Source organism: Vicinamibacterales bacterium (genome assembly GCA_036496585.1).
In the GTDB taxonomy this organism is placed as follows: domain Bacteria; phylum Acidobacteriota; class Vicinamibacteria; order Vicinamibacterales; family 2-12-FULL-66-21; genus JAICSD01.
The window spans coordinates 242,777-261,739 of record DASXLB010000042.1 but is presented as its reverse complement, the minus strand read 5'-3'; the positions used below and the strand labels follow the sequence as shown (position 1 = coordinate 261,739).

At 67.2% G+C, this 18,963-nt stretch carries 19 protein-coding genes; 17 read left to right on the top strand and 2 right to left on the bottom strand.

What is annotated here, in order from left to right; genetic code table 11:
- Window positions 1-53 precede the first annotated feature (53 nt).
- Genes VGI12_14625 through VGI12_14615 form a run of 3 tightly spaced genes read left to right on the top strand, consistent with a single transcriptional unit; the run spans window position 54 to window position 3,621 of the window.
- Window positions 54-2,300 carry a xanthine dehydrogenase family protein molybdopterin-binding subunit gene (locus VGI12_14625; protein ID HEY2433907.1) on the top strand — a complete coding sequence of 749 codons (2,247 nt, stop codon included), beginning with the start codon at window positions 54-56 and terminating at the stop codon, window positions 2,298-2,300.
- 5 nt (window positions 2,301-2,305) lie between these two features.
- Window positions 2,306-2,764 (top strand): (2Fe-2S)-binding protein, encoded by a 459-nt coding sequence (locus tag VGI12_14620; GenBank protein HEY2433906.1) that lies wholly within the window; start codon window positions 2,306-2,308, stop codon window positions 2,762-2,764.
- A complete protein-coding gene (locus VGI12_14615) occupies window positions 2,761-3,621 on the top strand; it encodes a xanthine dehydrogenase family protein subunit M (GenBank protein ID HEY2433905.1) in 861 nt (286 codons plus the stop codon). Before VGI12_14620 ends, VGI12_14615 begins: the two co-directional genes overlap by 4 nt.
- Window positions 3,622-3,626: 5 nt before the next feature.
- Here VGI12_14615 and VGI12_14610 read toward each other — a convergent pair whose 3' ends face one another.
- Entirely contained in the window at window positions 3,627-4,820 is a 1,194-nt protein-coding gene (locus tag VGI12_14610; protein HEY2433904.1) for a serine hydrolase domain-containing protein, read from the bottom strand.
- A 1-nt stretch (window position 4,821) separates the two neighbouring features.
- On the opposite strand from VGI12_14610, the gene VGI12_14605 reads away from it, so the two are divergent.
- The 14 genes from VGI12_14605 to VGI12_14540 all read left to right on the top strand — a co-directional run bounded on the left by VGI12_14605 (window position 4,822) and on the right by VGI12_14540 (window position 17,768).
- Window positions 4,822-5,451, top strand: a complete 630-nt coding sequence (locus tag VGI12_14605; GenBank protein ID HEY2433903.1) for a hypothetical protein — start codon at window positions 4,822-4,824, stop codon at window positions 5,449-5,451.
- A 43-nt stretch (window positions 5,452-5,494) separates the two neighbouring features.
- Window positions 5,495-6,697 (top strand): pyridoxal phosphate-dependent aminotransferase, encoded by a 1,203-nt coding sequence (locus VGI12_14600; protein ID HEY2433902.1) that lies wholly within the window; start codon window positions 5,495-5,497, stop codon window positions 6,695-6,697.
- A 6-nt stretch (window positions 6,698-6,703) separates the two neighbouring features.
- Window positions 6,704-7,630, top strand: coding sequence for a VOC family protein (locus VGI12_14595; GenBank protein HEY2433901.1), 927 nt, complete (start codon window positions 6,704-6,706; stop codon window positions 7,628-7,630).
- Between the two features lie 53 nt (window positions 7,631-7,683).
- Complete coding sequence (locus VGI12_14590) at window positions 7,684-8,544, top strand: neutral zinc metallopeptidase (GenBank protein HEY2433900.1); 861 nt, start codon at window positions 7,684-7,686, stop codon at window positions 8,542-8,544.
- A gap of 26 nt (window positions 8,545-8,570) precedes the next feature.
- Window positions 8,571-9,983, top strand: a complete 1,413-nt coding sequence (locus tag VGI12_14585) for an MATE family efflux transporter (protein HEY2433899.1) — start codon at window positions 8,571-8,573, stop codon at window positions 9,981-9,983.
- Between the two features lie 112 nt (window positions 9,984-10,095).
- Window positions 10,096-11,634, top strand: coding sequence for an AsmA-like C-terminal region-containing protein (locus VGI12_14580; GenBank protein HEY2433898.1), 1,539 nt, complete (start codon window positions 10,096-10,098; stop codon window positions 11,632-11,634).
- A gap of 4 nt (window positions 11,635-11,638) precedes the next feature.
- A complete protein-coding gene (msrB, locus tag VGI12_14575; protein ID HEY2433897.1) occupies window positions 11,639-12,034 on the top strand; it encodes a peptide-methionine (R)-S-oxide reductase MsrB in 396 nt (131 codons plus the stop codon).
- A gap of 45 nt (window positions 12,035-12,079) precedes the next feature.
- The gene (locus VGI12_14570; protein HEY2433896.1) at window positions 12,080-13,153 is read left to right on the top strand and encodes an SPFH and helix-turn-helix domain-containing protein; all 1,074 of its coding nucleotides are present in this window, start codon (window positions 12,080-12,082) and stop codon (window positions 13,151-13,153) included.
- Window positions 13,154-13,237: 84 nt separating this feature from the next.
- Complete coding sequence (locus VGI12_14565; protein HEY2433895.1) at window positions 13,238-14,335, top strand: hypothetical protein; 1,098 nt, start codon at window positions 13,238-13,240, stop codon at window positions 14,333-14,335.
- Between the two features lie 19 nt (window positions 14,336-14,354).
- Window positions 14,355-15,005 (top strand): peptide-methionine (S)-S-oxide reductase MsrA, encoded by a 651-nt coding sequence (gene msrA / locus VGI12_14560; GenBank protein HEY2433894.1) that lies wholly within the window; start codon window positions 14,355-14,357, stop codon window positions 15,003-15,005.
- 8 nt (window positions 15,006-15,013) lie between these two features.
- A complete protein-coding gene (locus VGI12_14555) occupies window positions 15,014-15,442 on the top strand; it encodes a DUF3592 domain-containing protein (protein HEY2433893.1) in 429 nt (142 codons plus the stop codon).
- Window positions 15,439-16,617, top strand: coding sequence for an MBOAT family O-acyltransferase (locus tag VGI12_14550; GenBank protein ID HEY2433892.1), 1,179 nt, complete (start codon window positions 15,439-15,441; stop codon window positions 16,615-16,617). The genes VGI12_14555 and VGI12_14550 overlap by 4 nt, the downstream gene beginning before the upstream one ends.
- A gap of 4 nt (window positions 16,618-16,621) precedes the next feature.
- Entirely contained in the window at window positions 16,622-16,804 is a 183-nt protein-coding gene (locus tag VGI12_14545; GenBank protein HEY2433891.1) for a hypothetical protein, read from the top strand.
- Between the two features lie 4 nt (window positions 16,805-16,808).
- Window positions 16,809-17,768 carry a hypothetical protein gene (locus VGI12_14540; protein HEY2433890.1) on the top strand — a complete coding sequence of 320 codons (960 nt, stop codon included), beginning with the start codon at window positions 16,809-16,811 and terminating at the stop codon, window positions 17,766-17,768.
- A 4-nt stretch (window positions 17,769-17,772) separates the two neighbouring features.
- Here VGI12_14540 and VGI12_14535 read toward each other — a convergent pair whose 3' ends face one another.
- Window positions 17,773-18,924 (bottom strand): methionine aminotransferase, encoded by a 1,152-nt coding sequence (locus VGI12_14535; GenBank protein HEY2433889.1) that lies wholly within the window; start codon window positions 18,922-18,924, stop codon window positions 17,773-17,775.
- Window positions 18,925-18,963: the final 39 nt, after the last annotated feature.

The following is an 18,963-nucleotide window of genomic DNA, read 5'->3' as shown; positions in this document are numbered from 1 at the left end:
TGTAGGGGGGTCCGGCGGGGCGAAGCCCCCCGGGAAAATACTAGAATCGCGACGTGGACGTCCCTCAGGTCGGCCGGTCGGTGCTGCGCAAGGAAGGGCGCGCCAAAGTCACCGGCGCCGCGCTGTACGTGGACGATGTGGCGCCGGCCGGCCTGCTGCATGGGGTCACCGTCCGCAGTCAGGTCGCGCGCGGCCGCATCACGGGTATCCGATTCGATCCGGCCGTCGACTGGACAGAGTTCGTGGTTGTGACCGCCGCCGACATCCCAGGCCGCAACGTCGTCAAGTTGATCATCGACGACCAGCCCTACCTCGCGCACGACGCCGTCAACCATCGCGAGGAGCCCATCGTGCTCATCGCGCATGCGGATCGCGCGCGCGCCGACGAAGCGCGGCAGCACGTCTTCGTCGACATCGAGCCGCTGCCGCCGGTGTTCACGATCGACGAGGCACTGTCGCGGCGCGAGACCGTCTGGGGCACCGACAACATCTTCAAGTCCTACGAAGTGAAAAAGGGGGACGTCGCCGCGGCGTTTGCCGGCGCGCCCGTCGTGGTGGAAGGTGAGTACGAGACCGGCGCGCAGGAGCAGCTCTATATCGAGCCGAACGGAATGCTCGCGGTCGCCGATCCGGTGCACGGCGTCACCGTCTGGGGATCGATGCAGTGCCCGTACTACATCCATCACGCGCTGGCCGGGCTCTTCGACATGCCGGGCGAGCGGATTCGGGTCGTGCAGATGGAGACGGGCGGCGGCTTCGGCGGCAAGGAGGAATATCCGTCGGTCATCGCCGGCCACACGGCGTTGCTCGCCTGGAAGTCGCGCCGGCCCGTGAAGATGATCTACGGCCGCGACGAAGACATGGCCGCGACCACCAAGCGGCATCCCTCGCGTACCCGGCACCGCACCGCCGTGTCCCGCGATGGGCGCCTGCTCGCGATGGACGTCGACTTCGTCATCGATGGCGGCGCCTACTGCACGCTGTCGCCGGTCGTGTTGTCGCGTGGCACGATTCACGCCGCCGGTCCGTACGCCTGTCCCAACGTGCGTGTTCGCGGGCGCGCGGTCGCGACCAACGTGCCGCCGCACGGGGCGTTTCGAGGATTTGGCGCCCCGCAGAGCCTCTTCGCGCTCGAGCGGCACCTCGACAAGGTGGCGGCCGCCGTCGGACTGGCTCCCGACGAATTCCGCCGCATGAATTTCGTCCGGCCGGGTGACACGCTCGCCGTCGGCCAGACGATCCGCGAACCCGCGAACCTCGGGGCGCTGCTCGACCGCGCACTGGCCTTGTCCGGCTATCACGAGAAGCGCGAGCGCTTCTCGCGCGAGAACGGCCCGCGCGCGGTCAAGCGGGGCATCGGCCTGGCGACCTTTTTTCACGGTGCCGGATTCACCGGCTCAGGAGAAGTCCACCTGGCGTCGATCGTGGCTGTGGAAGGCACAATCGATGGGACCGTGCGGGTCCTTGCCGCGAGCACCGAAATCGGCCAGGGGACCAACACGATCTTTTCGCAGATCGCCGCCGACGCTCTGGGCACGGATCCCGACGACGTGGAAATCGCGCAGCCCGATACGTCGGTCGTTCCCGACAGCGGTCCGACGGTGGCGTCGCGAACCTGCATGGTGGTCGGCAAGCTCGTCGAAACGGCGGCCGCCGGCCTGCGGCACATGCTCGTCGACGCCGGCTTCCTGCCGACGGCGCACACCCGCGCCCAGTTCCAGACCGCCTGCCGCCGCTATGTCGAGACGTTCGGATCGCTGCGCTCAACGAGCCAGTACACACCGCCGCCAGGCCGCGCCTGGGACGACCAGAGCTATACCGGTGATGCCTACGGCACCTACGGCTGGGCCGTCTACGTCGCGGCCGTGTCGGTCGACACCTCGACCTGGGAGACGCGCGTCGACGACTTCGTCGCCGTCCAGGAAGTCGGCAAGGTCATCAATCCGACGCTGGCGGCCGGCCAGATCGAGGGCGGGGTAGCGCAGGGCATCGGATGGGCGCTCTACGAGGATGTCGTCTGGCGCGAGGGGCGGATGGCGAATTCGCAGATGACGAACTACATCATGCCGACCGCGATGGACGTGCCGCCCATCCGCGTCTATTTCGAGGAAGTGCCGTACGCCGACGGTCCCGCCGGCGCGAAAGGGATCGGCGAGTTGCCGATGGACGGCCCGGCGCCGGCGATCTTCAACGCCGTCGCCCACGCGACGGGCGCCGATCCGACCCGGCTGCCGCTGACACCGGAACGGCTGATGGACTTGATGGATCCTGCCGTGTCGTCGGGTTCGAGCCGCAACTGAGCCGCATGATTGTCACCTGCACCGTGAACGGCCAGCGGATCCCGCTCGACGGGCATCCGATGGCGCGTCTGCTCGACGCGCTGCGCGCCGCGGGCCTGACCGGCGTCAAGGAAGGCTGCGGCGAAGGGGAGTGCGGCGCCTGCGCGATTCTCGTGAACGGCGATCTGGTCAACAGTTGTCTGACGCCGCTGGCGCATGCCGCCGGAGCGACGCTGACGACGATCGAAGGCGTGGCGGCCGGCCGGGTGCTGCACGCGATCCAGTCGGCGTTCCTCGAGTGCGGCGCCGCGCAGTGCGGCATCTGCACGCCGGGGATGGTGCTCGCGGCGTGCAGCCTTCTCGAACGGAACCCGGAGCCCACCGACGATCAGATCCGCGGCGCCCTGGCCGGGAATCTGTGTCGCTGCACCGGCTACATCCGCATTTTCGAGGCGGTGCGGGAGGCCGCGCGCCGGCTGCCATGACGCCGCGCCTCGATGCCTATGAGCTCGTGACGCCGGCGTCGGTCGCCGAGGCGCTGGACGACCTGGCGGGCCACCCCGGCGCACGGCCGTTCGCCGGCGGTACGGATCTGATGGTGCTGCTCGAGGCCGGACGTCTGGCGCCGGGACGCTATGTGAGCCTCGCCGGCTGCGGCGAGCTTGCCGGCGTCGCGCCAATCGACACCGGCGGGATCTCGATCGGCGCGCTGACCACCTATTCGGAGATCCGGCGTTCGACATCGATCCTCGCCGCCTTCCCGCTGCTTGCACAGGCTGCCGCGGAAACCGGCGGCGTCGCCACCCAGAACCGCGGCACGATCGGCGGCAACATCGCAAACGCGTCACCGTCGGCCGACACGCCGCCGGCCTTGCTCGTCTACGACGCCGAGCTGGAGCTGCGCTCGTTGAGCGGCGCACGGCGCGTTCCCTATGCGTCGTTCCATCGCGGCTACAAGACGATGGATCTGGCGCCTGGGGAAATCATCGCCCGGATCATTCTTCCGGCGCGCCCGGCCAGCGCCACCCGCCACGATTTTTACCGCAAGGTCGGTCCGCGCCGCGCGCAGGCCATCGCCAAGGTGTGTTTTGCCGGAACGATCGCGATGGACGGGGACCGGGTCGAGACGATTCGCATCGCCCTTGGCGCCGTCGCGCCGACCGTGATTCGCGCCCGCCGGACCGAAGACGCGCTGCGCGGCCGTCCCCTCGACGCCGAGGCGATCGCCGGCGCCGTCGCGGTGCTGACGACCGAGATCGCGCCGATCGACGATCTCCGATCCACGGCGCGGTATCGAGGCCGGACCGCCGCGAACCTCTTGACGCAGTTTCTGATGCGGTAGGCGCCTTATCTAATCATGTGCTCCAGGATCAGCTGGCGAACGGTCACGTCGACGTCGCGGCTCGAAGGCCGGGAGCCGTCGCGCGACCGGGTCGTGTCGGTGTTCATCGCCAGCAGCCACGCCGTCCGCGACGGGCGATGCAGATACAGGTGCGAAATGAATCCGTTCTGATCGCCGCTGTGGCCGACGAGTTCCACCGCCCCGTACTTCTCGACGAAGAACGACAGCGCCGCCGACGAATCTGTGCCGTTGACCCCTTCCCCTTCCGCCGCGCGCACCTGCGGCGTCCACATCTCCTCGATCGACGAGCGGGTCAGCACGACGTCGTTGCCCGGGCTGCCGCTGAGAAACGCCAGGTAGTTCGCCATGTCGCCGAACGGCGAATTCAGGCCGCCGTTCGAGACGGTGATGCCGGTATCGAAGTCGAACCGCGCCTCACGCAGCCCGCCGTCGTCACGGACATAGCTGTGCGAGCGGTGCGGCAGCAGGTAATACGGCGCGCGATCGAAGAACGTGCTGTGCATGCCGAGCGGCATGAGGATGTTCTTCGTCACATAGACCTCGTAGTCGTCGCCCGAGAGCAGCTCGATGATGCGCCCCAGAAAGACGACCCCGGGGTTCGAGTAGCTGTATTTCGTGCCCGGCTCGAACTGGACGTCGGTGTAGGGGAGCATCGCGACGAGCTGCTCCCACCGGGTGGGTTCGAAGGGATGCCAGGGCTGATCGCCGCCCCAGGGCCAGGTTGCGGCGCGGAACCCGGCGCTGTGCGACATCAGGTGCCGGATCGTGATCTCCGACGCGTCGCCGAAGGGGTCGTGCACCTGGCGCAGCTCCGGCAGATACTTGATCACCGGATCGTCGAGTGACAGCTTGCCGCGATCGCGCAGCTGCATGATCGCGATGCCGGTGAACGTCTTGGTGATCGAGGCCCAGTGATAGATGGTGTCCGCCGTCACCGGCTGACCGGCGGCCTGGTCGGGTCCGCCGGCCAATGCCGCCAGCCCCTCCTCGGCGTGCGCGACCACCCGTCCGTCGCGAACCACCATCAGGCTGCTGCCGACGATCCCGCTCTTCTTCAGCGCCTCGCGGTAGCCGCCGAGGACCGCGTTCCATCCCGCCGGGGGCTGCGTCCCGGCCGCGATCGTGGCGGCAACGGCGGCGACAAGCACGGCGGCGCCGCGATATAGTTTTCGGGGCATCGTGACCATTCTCCCTCGCCTGTTCCTCTTCGCGGCCGGCGTCGCTCTCGTCGCCTGCTCGGATCCGGACGCGGCGCGGGCGCGCAAGACGACAGTGCCGACTTACGACCAGCGCACCGGGAAGCTGACGCAGCTCACCTTCGATCGCAACAAGAACGGCACCATCGACACCTGGACCGACATGGACGGCACCAGGCCGCTCCGCTCGCGCGTCGATCTCGACGAAGACGGCAAGATCGATCGCTGGGAATACTACGACGCCGCCGGCAACCTGGCGAAGGTGGGTTTTTCCCGCGCCAATAACGGCAAGGCCGACGCCTGGGCCTTCTCGGATCACGACGGGAAGGTCGCGCGCATCGAGATCTCGTCGACCGCCGACGAGCACCGGATTGACCGGTGGGAATTCTACGAGAACGGCCAGCTGGCCCGTGTCGAGGCCGACAGCAAGGGCGACGGCCGGGTCGACCGGTGGGAGACCTACGAGAAGGGATCGCTGAAAACAGCGGCGATCGACGAGAACGGCGACGGCAGGCCCGACCGGCGGCTGACCTACGACGCCGGTGTGCTGGTTGCCATCGAGTCGGAGCCTGACGCTGCCGGACGATTCACGAAGCGCGTCGAGGTGAAGTGACTCGACCGAACGCAATCGACGGACGCTGAGGTAACCTTCACTCGTGATCCCGTCACAGCGTGTCCGCGCCGTGTCCGAAGCGCAATTCGACGCGCTCAAGCTGAAAGCGGCGCAGCTGCGCGCGGCGGGCCACGACGTGATCAACCTCGGTCAGGCGGTGCCGGGATGGGGCCCGCCGCCGTCGGCGACGGCGGCCGCCGCCGCGGCGCTGGCCGATCCCGAGGCGCATCTCTACTCGGCCGACGCCGGCCTGATCGAGCTGCGCGAGGCGCTGGCGGCGCGTCTGCGGGAAACCCACGGCGCCACCGCGACCGCCGACGACATCATCATCACCGCCGGCGGCAACCAGGCGTTCATGCTCGCGGCGATGAGCGTGATCGACGCCGGCGACGAGGTGATCCTGCCGTCCCCCTTGTTCATCAACCACCGGATGTCCGTCGAAGCGATCGGGGGCGTGCCGATCGAGGCGCCGCTGCAGGAGCAGCACGGATTCCGGCCGCGCTGGTCCGACATCGCTCCGGCCGTCACCGCCAGGACGCGCGCCCTGGTCTTGTGCAGCCCGAGCAATCCGACCGGCGCGGTGGTCGATCCGGACGAACTGCAGCGGATCAGCAGCGAGGCGCGGCGCCGGGACATCACCCTCATCTGTGACGAGACGTATCATCGGCTCGTCTTCGGGGGCGCCGTCCACTGCAGCGGCGCGTCGCTCCCGCACTGGCGCGACCACGTCGTCGTCGTCGGCACGTTCTCGAAGTCGTTCGGCATGACGGGGTGGCGCATCGGGTACATGCTGGCCAGCTCGACGCTGTGCGATCAGGCCATCAAGATCCAGGACGCGATGATCATCTGCGCGCCGGTCATCGCGCAGCGCGCCGTGCTCGCCGCGATCGGCCAGGACTGGGACTATCCGCTCCGCTTCCTTCCGGAGCTCGAGGCGCGCCGCGCCGCGCTCCGGAGCGGATTCGAGCAGGTGCCGGGGTGGCGCTGGATCGAGGCGATGGGCGGGCTGTTCGCGTTCGTCCGCGTGGACGGAAGCCACAGCGCTGCCGCGCTCGCCGCGCACGCGCTCGAGCAGACGCAGGTGGTGACGATTCCGGGTTCGATGTTCGGCAGGAGCGGGGAAGGGTATCTGCGTCTGTCCTACGGCGCCGCCACCGCTGCCCAGCTGAGCGAGGCGTGTCGTCGTCTCGGCCGGATGACGCCGCTGCCGGACGAGAGCGCCGGCCCGATCCCGCCCTCGATTTGAGCCATCATGGACGGCATGGCAGACCCGATCGACCCGCGCGTGGACATCGGCCACGTCCATCTGAAGGTCGCCGATCTCGAGCGGGCGCTGGTCTTTTATCGGGACGTGCTCGGGTTCGAGCTGATGGAGCGGATTGGCACGCAGGCGGCGTTTCTCAGCGCCGGCGGCTATCATCATCACATCGGCCTCAACACCTGGGAAAGCCGCGACGGCTCGCCGCCCCCGCCCGGATCGACCGGCCTCTATCACGTCGCGATCCGCTATCCCGATCGCGCGTCGCTCGGTAAGGCCCTGCAGCGGGTGATCGAGGCTGGCATCCCGCTCGACGGGGCGTCGGATCACGGCGTCAGCGAGGCGCTCTATCTGCGCGACGCCGACGGCAACGGCGTCGAGCTCTATCGGGATCGTCCCCGCGCCGATTGGCCTCGACTGTCTGACGGCACGCTCGAGATGTTCACCCGGCGCCTCGATGTCGACGCCTTGCTCGAGGAGATGCGCCGGCCGCAAACCGTCCTGCTGCCGACCGCCGCCGCTCCGCCTCTGAACGTCGACCTCAAGAAGCGGTTGGGCGAGGTGCGCACCAGCTTGCTCACGCTGCACAAGGCGCTGCTCGACGACGCGCGCACCCAGTACGAGATGGACCGCGGCCGCGTCGCGGGGCCGGGCGCGCTCCTGCAGCTGGTGATCAGCGATCCCTGGTTTGCGTGGCTGCACCAGATCTCAGAGTCGATCGTCCGGATCGACGAGCTCACAGCCGAGCCGCCAGCCACCGATGCCGACGCACGGGCCCTCATGGACCAGATCGACCGGCTGCTGGTCCCGTCGGAAAGCGGGGACACGTTTTCACGGCGCTACTACGAGGCGATCCAGCGACAGCCGGCGGTCGTGCTCGCGCACGGCGGCGTGAAGCGGGTGATCAAATCGACGAGTTGACGCAGACCGGGGCTGGCACGCGCCCTGCAGCGCGGTCGGCCGGAGGAGGTTCCATGCGCTGGACGCGGGGAGATCGAAGCGACATCGAAGACATGCGGGGCTCCTCGGGCGGCGGGTTCGGCATGATGCCGCTCGGCATCGGCGGCGTCATCATCGTCGCCTTGTTGAGCATGTTCACCGGGGTGAACTTCTTCTCGTTGCTGGGCGGCGGCCCGTCTTCGAACACGCCGGCGGTAGGCACCTCCGGCGGCACGACCGCCTCGCCGGCAGAGGAGCGGACCGTCGACATGGTCGACGCGGTGGCCCGTGACACACAGCAGGTGTGGCGCGACCTGCTCGGCGAACGCTACCAGGAGACCAAAGTGGTGCTGTTCCGCGACAGCCTGCAGTCGGCGTGCGGCTTCGCCCAGACGGCGACTGGTCCGTTCTACTGTCCCAGCGATCGGAAGGTCTACCTCGATCTCTCGTTCTTCGACGAGCTGGCGCAGCGGTTCGGCGCGCCGGGCACGTTCGCGGAGGCCTACGTGCTCGCACATGAGATCGGGCATCACATCCAGAACCTGACCGGAACCGAAGCGCGGGTGCGGCAGGAACAGCGCGCCGATCCGTCGAGCGTCAATGCGCTGTCGGTGAAGCTCGAGCTCCAGGCCGACTGTTACGCGGGAGTGTGGGGACATGCCGCGTCGGCGAACGGAAGGGCGGCGCAAGGCAAAGTCGAGCTCGATCCGGGCGACGCCGAACAGGCGCTGCGCGCGGCCGCCTCGATCGGCGACGATCGTCTGCAGCGGCTCGGCTCGGGCCGTGTGATGCCGGAAAAGTTCACCCACGGCACCTCCGAGCAGCGGGTCACCTGGTTCAAGCGCGGATTCGACAGCGGCGATCCCAACGCGTGCGACACGTTTGCGGCGCGCTAGCCAGGCGATCGCGATAGAATTTCGCCATCCAGCCGCCCGCCACCCGGTCCGCGCCGTCACGCAAGTTCGATCGTTCCATCGTCGAAGGGCCGATCGCCTCCGCCGTCTGGCGGCTGGCGTGGCCGACCGTCATCCAGAACATGATCGGCGGCCTCCAGGGGATCGTCGATCACGTGATGGTCGGGCACTACGTCGGTTTTGCCGGCAATGCGGCGATCGGCGTCGGCTGGCAGATCTTTCTCGTCGTTGTCGTCTTCATCTCCTCGCTGTTCACCGGGATGGGAGTTCTGGTGGCGCGGTTCGCGGGAGCGGACGACTACGACAAGGTCAACCGCGTCGTCTACCAGGCGTTTCTCACCGCCGTCGTGCTTGGCGTCTGCGTGCTCGGACCGCTTGGCTGGATCGCGTCGCCGCGCCTGCTGCATCTGGTGCGCGCCTCCGACGAGGTGAGCGCCGACGCGCTGCCGTATCTGCGGACGATGTTCGTGTGCAGCATCGGGCAGCTGCTGTATTTCATGGTGGCGGGCGCGCTGCGGGCCGCCGGCGACGCGCGCACGGGCATGCGCATCGGCATGTGGATCGTCGGCCTGAACGTGGCGCTGAACATGGTCCTCATTCGCGGGTTCGGCCCCATCCCCGCGTTCGGCGTGCAGGGGGCGGCGCTGGGCACGTCGATCGCCTCGGCGCTCGCCTCGGGCGCCGGCATCTGGATGATGGCGACCGGCCGCGTCGTGGTCAGCATCGCCGGCGTGCCCAAGCGGCCGGACTGGGAGATCATCCGATCGCTCTTCCGCTTCGGGCTGCCGGCCGGCGTGCAGGGCGTGGCGATGAATGTCGCCGGCGTCCTGCTGCTGCGGTTCATCGGATCGCTGCCGCAAAGCACGGCAGCGCAGGCCGCCTACGCCGTCTGCTATACAGAGCTGTTCGCGTTCATCACGTGGACGTCGGTCGGACTGATGGGAGCGGCGGCAGCGATCGCCGGCCAGAATCTCGGCGCCCGTCGCCCGGATCGCAGCGCCAAGGCAGTGCAGGTGGCGGCCCTGTTCGGGCTGGCGATTGCCGGGACGATCGGCGCCGTGTTCCTGCTGTTCTCGGCGCGCCTGCTGGCGCTCTTCGGCCTGCACGACCCCACGGTCGTCGCGCTTGGCACGCAATTGCTTCGCTACCTGAGCGTGTCGGGCCTCTTCATCACCGTTGCGCTCACCTATACCGGCGGGCTCCAGGGCACCGGCGACACGCGGAGTCCGCTCTTCATCACGCTGGTGGCGCAGATTGCGGTGCCGCTAGGCATGTGCTTCTACCTGCAGGCCACCGGACGTCTCGATGCGACGAGCATCTGGCTGGCGATCGTGATCGGGCATTTCACGCGTTGCGTGCTCTCGGCGGCGCGCTTTCACCAGGGACGCTGGAAGCAGATCGCGGTCGACCTGCCGCGCTGATGGCGCGGAGCCGGCCGTCGACCGTCGCGTGCGCCCACGGCGGCAACGTCGCCGCGCCGCAGCTGATCCATGGCGCGCGAGTTGCAATGATCGGCGCGGATAAGCAAGGCCCATGCGGTATCTCAAACTCATCAGGTGGATCATCGGCATCGTCGTCGCCGCGATCGTGGCCCTTTTTGTGGTCACCCTGGCGGTGTCGCGGACCCCGACGCTGCGCAAGGCGCTCGTCCAGACACTCAACGACCATCTCGACGCCGACGTCGAGCTGGCCAGCTTCGAGGTGCGCACGTTCCCGCAGCTCCGGATCCACGGCGATGGCCTGAAGCTGCGGCTGAAGAACCAGCAGAATCCCTCGCCGTTCATCGAGGTGCGACACTTCGAGGTCGCCGGCGGCCTGCTCGGCATGCTGCACCGCCAGCGGCGTTTCACGTCCGTGGATCTCGAGGGGCTGCGCATCACGATTCCGCCCCGCACCGGCCATGACAAGGAGGCGGGCGGCGAGGCGGCGAAGGCGATCAGCGGCCCGGTGATCATCGATCACGTCTCCGCGCGCGACGCGCAGCTCATCATCCAGCCGCACGACCCGGACAAGGAGCCGAGGATCTGGGCCATTCACGATCTCGCTCTTGATGACGTCGGCTTCAACCGCTCGATGCCCTTCACGGCGACGCTCAGCAACCCGATTCCGCAGGGAGAGATCGCCACCAAGGGATCGTTTGGGCCGTGGGTGAACGGCAGTTCGGGCCTGACACCGGTCAGCGGCCACTACAGCTTCAACCACGCCGATCTCGGGACGATCGACGGCATCGGCGGCATCCTGTCGTCAACGGGCAGCTTCGCCGGCATCCTGGAGCGCATCGACGTCCAGGGAAAGACATCGACCCCCGACTTCCATCTCGACATCGGTGGCGAGTCGGTGCCGCTCGACACGACCTTCCATACCGTTGTCGACGGCACGAACGGCAACACCTATCTCCGCAAGATCGACGCGATGCTGGGGAAAACGCCGATCGAGGCCTCCGGTGAAGTCACGTCCGTGCCGCACGTGAAGGGACGGACGGTGACGATCGCCATGATCGTCCGCGAGGGGCGTCTCGAGGATCTCCTGCAGCTGGCGGTTCACGCCAAGAAGCCGGTGATGCTGGCGCGCATCGGTCTGCATGCGTCGATGACGCTGCCGCCTGGCGCGAAGAAAGTGGTCGACCGTCTTCAGCTTGCGGGCCGCTTCGCTCTCGAGGAGGCGCGGTTCACCGATCCCGACGTCAAGACCCAGATCGCCGCGCTCAGCCGCCACGCTCAGGGAAAAAAAGACGGAGAGGCGATCGGACCGATCGCCTCCGACATGCGCGGCCAGTTCACGATGCGCGACGGCCACATCCATTTCGAGGCGCTGCGCTTCGGCGTGCCGGGCGCCGACGTGCAACTGGTCGGCGGCTATGGGCTGCGCAACGAGCAGCTCGCTTTCGACGGTACGCTGGCGATCGACGCGCCCGTGTCGAAAGCCATGGGCGGCGGCATCAAGGGTTTCTTCCTCAAGCCCTTCGACCCCATCTTCCGCAAGGACGGCCACGGCGCCGTCGTCCCGATCACGATCACCGGCCCCCGCGACGCCCCGAAGTTTGGCGTGCAGTGGGGGAAGGTGCTCAAATAGGCGGATGGCCGATTTCCCCGTCCAGAAGACCGATGACGAGTGGCGCCGCACCCTGACGCCAGAGCAATACCAGATCCTGCGGCAGCACGCGACCGAGCGCGCCGGCAGCTGCGCTCTCAACACCGAGAAGCGCGCCGGCACCTTCTCGTGCGCCGGCTGCGGACAGGAACTCTTCACCAACGAAACGAAGTTCAATTCCGGCACCGGCTGGCCGAGTTTCGGTGAGCCGACGCCCGGCTCGATTGGCACCACCGTCGATGGTCGCCACGGCATGACGCGCACCGAGGTGCATTGCTCGCAATGCGGCGGCCACCTGGGCCACGTCTTCCCCGACGGGCCGCCCCCGACTGGCCAGCGCTATTGCATCAACGGCGCGGTCCTGAATTTCGTTCCCAAGTAGGGCGGCCGCGTCACGGCCCGGCAGGGCTGGTAGAATGGCCCCACTATGGGATTGATGGACTTCATCAAGGGCGAATTCATCGATGTCATCGAGTGGACAGATGATTCGCGCGACACGCTCTCGTTCCGGTTCCCCGACGACGACAAGGCGATCAAGAACGGCGCGCAGCTGATCGTCCGCGAGTCGCAGGTCGTGCAGTTCGTCTACCTTGGCGAATTCGGCGACACGTTCGGTCCCGGCAAGCACACGCTGACGACCGACAACATACCGATCCTCACGAAGTTGCAGTCGTGGAAATACGGCTTCAACTCGCCGTTCAAGGCCGACGTCTACTACGTGACGACGCGGCTCTTCACCGGCAACAAGTGGGGCACGTCCAACCCGATCATGCTGCGCGACGCGGACCTCGGCATCGTCCGCGTCCGCGCCTTCGGCACGTTCGATTTCCACATCGTCGATCCGAAGAAATTCCTCAAGGAAGTCGCCGGCTCGGATCAGAACTTCCGGCTCGACGAGTTCTCCGACACCATGCGCTCGCGCATCGTCTCGGTGTTCACCGACGCGCTGGCGACCGCGAAGGTGCCGGTCTTCGACGTGGCCAGCCGCTACACCGAGCTGGGCGAGGCGCTGATGCCGCTGATCAACCCCGTGATCAGCGCCAAGTACGGCATCGAGATGGCGAGCTTCATCCTCGAGAACGTGTCGGTGCCGCCGGAAGTGGAGCAGGCGATCGACAAGCGCTCGAGCATGGGCGCCATCGGCAACCTCAACGACTTCGTAAAGTTCCAGATGGCGCAGGGCATGGAGAAGGGCGGCGGCGGCGCCGGCAGTGCCGCCACCGAGATGGCAGTCGGCCTGGCGATGGCCAAGCAGATGATCGACCAGGGGATGACCTCTCAGGCACCCGCGCCGAAGCCAGGCAGCGCCGTCACCGGCGAAGGCGGAGCGCCTGCGGTGGGCGCCCCCGAGCTGCTCTCGGTCGCCGATGCCGCGAAACTGCTTGGCGTCGGCGAGCCCGACGTGCAGGCCGTGCTCGATTCGGGAGAGCTCACCGGCAAGAAAATCGGTACGACCTGGCGCATCAAGCGCTCGGCGATCGACGAATACCTGGGCAAGTGATTTGGAAGTGTCGGAATGTGAGATGTGGAAATCTCACATTTCCACATTCCCACATCTCCACACTTCCACATCTCCAAGTTCGCGATGGCTGTAGAAGCGCTCGACAAGCACCCGTGTCCGGCCTGCGGCGCGCAGGCGGAGTGGAATCCCGGCAAGCAGAAGCTCGTCTGCCCGTTCTGCGGGACCGAGTCGCCGTACGCGATCGACGCCGCCACCGGCAAGATCGAGGAGCTCGATCTGGTCAAGGCGCTCCGCGAGATGCCGGACGACCAGCGCGGCTGGCTCACCGAGAAGCGCACCGTCCAGTGCCGCAGCTGTAAGGCCGTCTCGGTCTTCGATCCAACGCGCGTCGGGCAGCGCTGTGAATTCTGTGGCTCCCCGGAGCTGGTCGACTACGAGGAAATCAAGGCCCCGATCCGGCCGCAGAGCCTGCTGCCGTTCCGCGTCGCCGAATCGGCCGTCCGCGAGCAGATCCGGCGCTGGTACCAGAGCAAGTGGCTGGCGCCGGGCTCGCTGAAGACGCGCGCCCTCGTCGACACCGTCAAGGGCGTCTACATCCCCTACTGGACCTTCGACGCGCAGGTGGTGTGCCCGTGGACGGCCGAAGCCGGCTACTACTACTACACCCAGGAAACCTACCGCGACGACAAGGGAAACCAGCAGACCCGCCAGGTCCAGCAAACGCGCTGGGAGCCGGCATCGGGCTCGGTCGAGCACTTCTTCGACGATGAGCCGGTGCCCGGGACGCAGGGCGTCTCGCGCGCGCTGCTCAAGCAGGTCGAGCCGTTTCCGACGAACGAGCTGGTCGCCTACGACACGTCGTTCCTCTCCGGTTTCGTCGTCGAGCACTACCAGGTGGTGCTGCTGGACGCGGCGAAGGCGTCGGAAGACCAGATGCGCGTGAAGCTGATGGCGTTGTGCGCGGCGCAGATTCCCGGAGACACGCACCGCGGCCTGACGATCGAGCCCACGTTTTCGGGCCGCACCTTCAAGCACATCCTGGTGCCGCTGTGGCTGCTCACCTACACCTACGGCGCCAAAGTGTTCCATCTGCTGGTCAACGGCTCGACCGGCCGCATGGCCGGCGAGTACCCGAAGAGCTTCTGGAAGGTGTTCTTCCTGATCATCGGGATTATCATTTTCGTGATGATCCTCCTGCTGTCGCAGGGGGGGCGTCACTAGCGGCGCCGGAGAAGAAACCATGTTCAACAAGGCCACGATGCCGAAGCCGGAGGATGCGCTCAAGGGACGCGCCGAGAGGATGCCGGTGCCGGCTGCGCATCACGTGCTGCAGGGCGCGCCGCTCCAAGGGCCGTTTCCGCCGCACCTGCAGAAGGCGATGTTCGGTCTCGGCTGCTTCTGGGGGGCGGAGAAAAAATTCTGGCAGGTGCCGGGCGTCTACACCACCGCTGTCGGCTATGCGGCGGGGTACACGCCGAACCCGACCTATCGCGAGGTGTGCACGGGCCACACCGGACACAACGAAGTCGTGTTGGTCGTGTTCGACCCCGCGAAGGTGTCGTACGACGCGCTGCTCAAGACGTTCTGGGAGAGCCACGATCCGACCGAGGGGATGCGGCAGGGGAACGACGTCGGCACCCAATATCGATCCGGCGTCTACTACTTCGACGACGAGCAGCGCGCCGCCGCCGAGCGCTCGCGCGACGAGTATCAGCGCGCGCTGAGCCAGGCCCGTCACGGCAAGATCACCACCGAGATCCTGCCCGCTCCGGAGTTCTACTACGCCGAGGACTACCACCAGCAGTACCTGTCGAAGAACCCCGACGGCTACTGCGGTCTGGGCGGCACGGGTGTCGCCTGTCAGATCGGTCTCGCGGTCCCCAAGACTTAGCCGCGATCGTGTCAGAGGAGAAGGCGTATCCGATCGGCGCCGCCGCGGCCGGCATCCTGCTGTTCATTGTCGGCCTCATCGTTGGGATGTACGCCTTCCAGGGGTTCAGGAACGAACAGGATCGCCTGGCGATCGCGGCGCGCGCCGCCGGCACCGTCACCGGGCACCTGAACGGCCATCCGATGGTGACGTTCACACTGCCTGGCGGAGATCGCGTCAGCTTCACCGCCAGCTCCGTCAGTGGAGCCTATCCCGACGGTACGAAGGTGGACGTCCTCTATCAGATGGACCAGCCGTCGAACGCGATCATCGATCGGCCGTTCGTACGCTGGGGGCGCTTCGTCGCGCTCGGCGCCCTGTCGGGTATCGTGATGGGGCTCGGCGCCTACATCGCCCGCGCCGCGCGGCGCCACGACAGGATGACGGGACTCCGTTGATCTTCACCACCTTCAGTTATTTCCTGTTCCTGATTCCCGCGGCGCTGCTGTTCAGGGCGACCGGTCCATGGTTCCGGCCGTGGGTCCTCGTCGCCTCGGGCGTTCTCTTTTTCCTCTATTTCTCCGTGACGGAGTTCGCGGGCTGGATGGGCGCCGCCTGCATCGCGATCTTCATCTGGGAGGCGCTCCTCAGCCGTTTTTACACCAGCCGATCTCGCTGGTGTCTGCTCGGCGTCGCGGTCAGCGTCGGCATTCTCGCTGTGTTCAAGTACTGGAACTTCCTGACCGGCCTGGCCACGGCAGGGGGTGCCAATCGCTGGGCGTGGCACGGCGCCTTCCTGCCGCTCGGTATTTCATTCTTCACGTTCGAGTTCATTCACTACGCTGTCGATCGCTACCATTCGCGAGTCGAGCGGGGGACGCTCGGCGAGTACCTGGCGTTCATCTTCTTCTTTCCGACGCTCGTCGCCGGGCCGATCAAGCGCTTTCAGTACTTCGTGACGGGTCTGCGCAGTCCCAGCCGTGACTGGCCGCTCGACTGGAACCGCGGCATCACCCGCATCCTCGTCGGGCTGGTGAAGAAGTTCGGGGTTGCCGATGTGCTGTCGAGCCTGACCGTTCACCTGAACGCCGCCGACATTCCGCACGCGTCACGTCCGGTGCTGCTGCTCTGGCTGCTGGCCTACGCCGGGAAGATCTACTTCGACTTCTCGGCGTACTCGGACATCGCGATCGGATCCGGGCGGCTGTTCGGCTTCGCCATTCCCGAGAACTTCGACTGGCCGTATTTCCGGACGAACATCGCCGACTTCTGGCGCAACTGGCATCGCTCGCTGACGCGATGGCTGACCGACTATGTCTTCATTCCGCTTGGCGGCTCACGCGCCGGGCGATGGCGTGTCTCCGCCAATGTGATGACGACCATGCTCGTCAGCGGCTTGTGGCACGGCGCCAGCCTCAATTTTCTGGTCTGGGGCGCGTGGCACGGGGGACTACTGGTCATTCATCGGTGGTGGGTGACCCGCCGAGGCTCCAGGCCGGCGGCGCCGCCGACGGCGCTGGGCCGGTTTTCGTCATGGGCCGCCACCTTTGCCGCCGTCACCTGTGGTTGGGCCTTCTTCGCCATGGATCTGCCGACCGCGGCGTTGTATTTCCGGCAGCTTATTTTCGGGTGACTCGATGAACCTGTTGCGTCGTCTCAAGGACCTGGCCGACTACGTGGCCGGCTGTACCGACACGCCGCCTCCGGGTGTTTCGATCGGCGTCGCCTCGTGGGCGTGGGCCCTGTGGTGGGGCGCGCTGGGGCTGTTCGTCCTCGTCTTCTGCGGCCAGGCGACGAAGTTCATCTACGTCGACTTCTGATCGCATGGCCAGGCGCGGCTTCGCCGTCCAACTGCTGCTCGCGATCGCGCTGATGGCCGCGTTGAACGTCGTCATCGCGCGGCTGGCCGTCAACGCCGTGCCCCGCCAACTGCTCCGCGCCATCCAGTCGTCGCCGCCGGTGACGACGGTGCTGGCCGGCAACTCCCTGGTGGAGGCCGGCATCGACGCCGCTGCCTACGCGCAGGCGAGCGGCGACGGGCCGGCGATCAACATCGGAATGGGCAGCAGCTCGCCGATCGAGCACGATCTGCTGCTGCACCGCGCCATGGCGCTTCGCCCGCGGCGCGTCGTCTACGGCTTCTTCGACGCGCAACTGACGGCGCCGCCTGGCGTCGCCTGGTCCGATCTGTTCGGCAATCGCGCGGCGGCGTTCTACATCGATCCGGACGTGGCCGAACGTCTCATCGCTCCCGACAGCCGGTGGCAGCGTTTCCAGTTCCGCGCGCTGGGACACCTCCCGATGTTCGTCGAGCGGGCCGCCATCTGGGCCGGAGTCGAGCGATGGCGGCGACGGCTGCGCGAGATCGGCGTGCCGCCCGAGCCGGTCGGCCGCTTCGGCCGGATCGCTGATTTCGCCGAGCTCGAGGCGCTCACGCCAGAGGCGTTCCGGCTTGCCTGCGCGCAGGCCGTGGCCAGCCGGACGCCGCTCACCGGCGCGATCGCCGATCTGCTCGACGAGACGCGCCAGCGTCACGCTGCCACGTTCGTGGTCGAGATGCCGCAGACGTCGAGGCATCGCGCCCGGTATTACGAGACGCCGGAATGGGCGGCCTATCGCGAGTACGTTGCTGGGGAGATCCGGCGGGCGGGCGCGAACTACCTGAAGGCGTCGGACTGGATGCCGGACGAGGCGTTCGAGGACGGCATGCACCTGTCTCCGGCCGGGGCGCGCGATTTTGCCGTGCGGCTCGCCGCGCCGCCGCCGCCGGCCTCGCGCGAGTGACGCGTCACAGCCGCCGCAGCTTGTCGCAGGCCTTCTCGAGCGTCTCGTCCTTCTTGGCGAAGCAGAAGCGCAACACCGGCGGCGGCGGCTGCCGGTAGAGGAACGCCGAGGTCGGGATCGACGCCACGCCGATCTCGCGCGTCAGGCGCAGCGCCAGATCCATGTCCTTTTCGTCGCTGAACGCCGAGTAGTCGAGCAGCTGGAAGTAGGTGCCGCGCGAGGGCAGCGGCGTCCAGCGCGAGCCCTCGAGCAGCGACAGGAACAGATCGCGCTTGCGCTGGTAGAACGCCGACAGTTCCGGCCAGCCCCGCCGCTCGTTCAGGAAATCGGCAAAGGCGTACTGCGCCGGCGTGAACGACGAGAAGGTCGTGAACTGGTGCGCCTTGCGGAACTCCGTCGACAACGGGCCAGGCGCCACGACGTAGCCCATCTTCCACCCGGTCACGGAGTAGGTCTTGCCGAACGAGCCGACGATGAAGCTGCGCTCGCGAAGCTGCGGATAGCGCGCCATGCTGGTGTGCAGCGCTCCGTCGAAGACGATGTGCTCGTAGACCTCATCGCTGACGATCGTGATATCGGTGCCCTCGACGATCGACACGAGCTCGCGGATATCCCCTTCGGTGAGGATCACCGCCGCCGGGTTGAGCGGCGTGTTGATCATGATCATTTTCGTGCGCGGCGTGATCGCGGCGCGTACCTCGTCCCAGGGGAAGCGATAGTCGGGATAGCGGAGCGAGACGATGACCGCCTTGCCGCCGTTCAGCTCGATCGACGGGACGTAGGAGTCGTAGCACGGTTCGAAGACGATGACCTCGTCGCCAGGACGGATGACGCAGGCGACGGCGTCGAAGATTCCCTCCGTGCCGCCGGAGGTGACGGTGACCTCGAGGTCGCCGTCGTAGTTCGATCCGTAGAGCGCGTTGTACTTCGCCGCGATCGCCTGGCGCAGCGCCGGCACCCCCTGCATCGGCGCGTACTGGTTGCGACCCTCGCGCATGTGCCGCGCCACCGCCTCGACCAGCGCCGGATCGCAGTCGAAATCGGGAAAGCCCTGCGACAGGTTGATGGCGCCGAGATCGGCGGCAAGCTTCGACATCACGGTGAAGATCGTCGTGCCGACGTTGGGGAGCTTTGAGGTCAGAACGTTGGTGTGCACACTATCCCTTTATCACAGGCGCCGAGGAGCGTGCGGCCG

What these genes read in the sequence shown, in the direction of transcription:
- VGI12_14565 (HEY2433895.1), top strand. Translation starts at nt 13,238, where the DNA reads ATGGCTGTAGAAGCGCTCGACAAGCACCCGTGTCCGGCCTGCGGCGCG.
- VGI12_14570 (HEY2433896.1), top strand. Translation starts at nt 12,080, where the DNA reads ATGGGATTGATGGACTTCATCAAGGGCGAATTCATCGATGTCATCGAG.
- msrB (HEY2433897.1), top strand. Translation starts at nt 11,639, where the DNA reads ATGGCCGATTTCCCCGTCCAGAAGACCGATGACGAGTGGCGCCGCACC.
- VGI12_14580 (HEY2433898.1), top strand. Translation starts at nt 10,096, where the DNA reads ATGCGGTATCTCAAACTCATCAGGTGGATCATCGGCATCGTCGTCGCC.
- VGI12_14615 (HEY2433905.1), top strand. Translation starts at nt 2,761, where the DNA reads ATGACGCCGCGCCTCGATGCCTATGAGCTCGTGACGCCGGCGTCGGTC.
- VGI12_14540 (HEY2433890.1), top strand. Translation starts at nt 16,809, where the DNA reads ATGGCCAGGCGCGGCTTCGCCGTCCAACTGCTGCTCGCGATCGCGCTG.
- VGI12_14620 (HEY2433906.1), top strand. Translation starts at nt 2,306, where the DNA reads ATGATTGTCACCTGCACCGTGAACGGCCAGCGGATCCCGCTCGACGGG.
- msrA (HEY2433894.1), top strand. Translation starts at nt 14,355, where the DNA reads ATGTTCAACAAGGCCACGATGCCGAAGCCGGAGGATGCGCTCAAGGGA.
- VGI12_14590 (HEY2433900.1), top strand. Translation starts at nt 7,684, where the DNA reads ATGCGCTGGACGCGGGGAGATCGAAGCGACATCGAAGACATGCGGGGC.
- VGI12_14595 (HEY2433901.1), top strand. Translation starts at nt 6,704, where the DNA reads ATGGACGGCATGGCAGACCCGATCGACCCGCGCGTGGACATCGGCCAC.
- VGI12_14610 (HEY2433904.1), bottom strand. Translation starts at nt 4,820, where the DNA reads ATGCCCCGAAAACTATATCGCGGCGCCGCCGTGCTTGTCGCCGCCGTT.
- VGI12_14545 (HEY2433891.1), top strand. Translation starts at nt 16,622, where the DNA reads ATGAACCTGTTGCGTCGTCTCAAGGACCTGGCCGACTACGTGGCCGGC.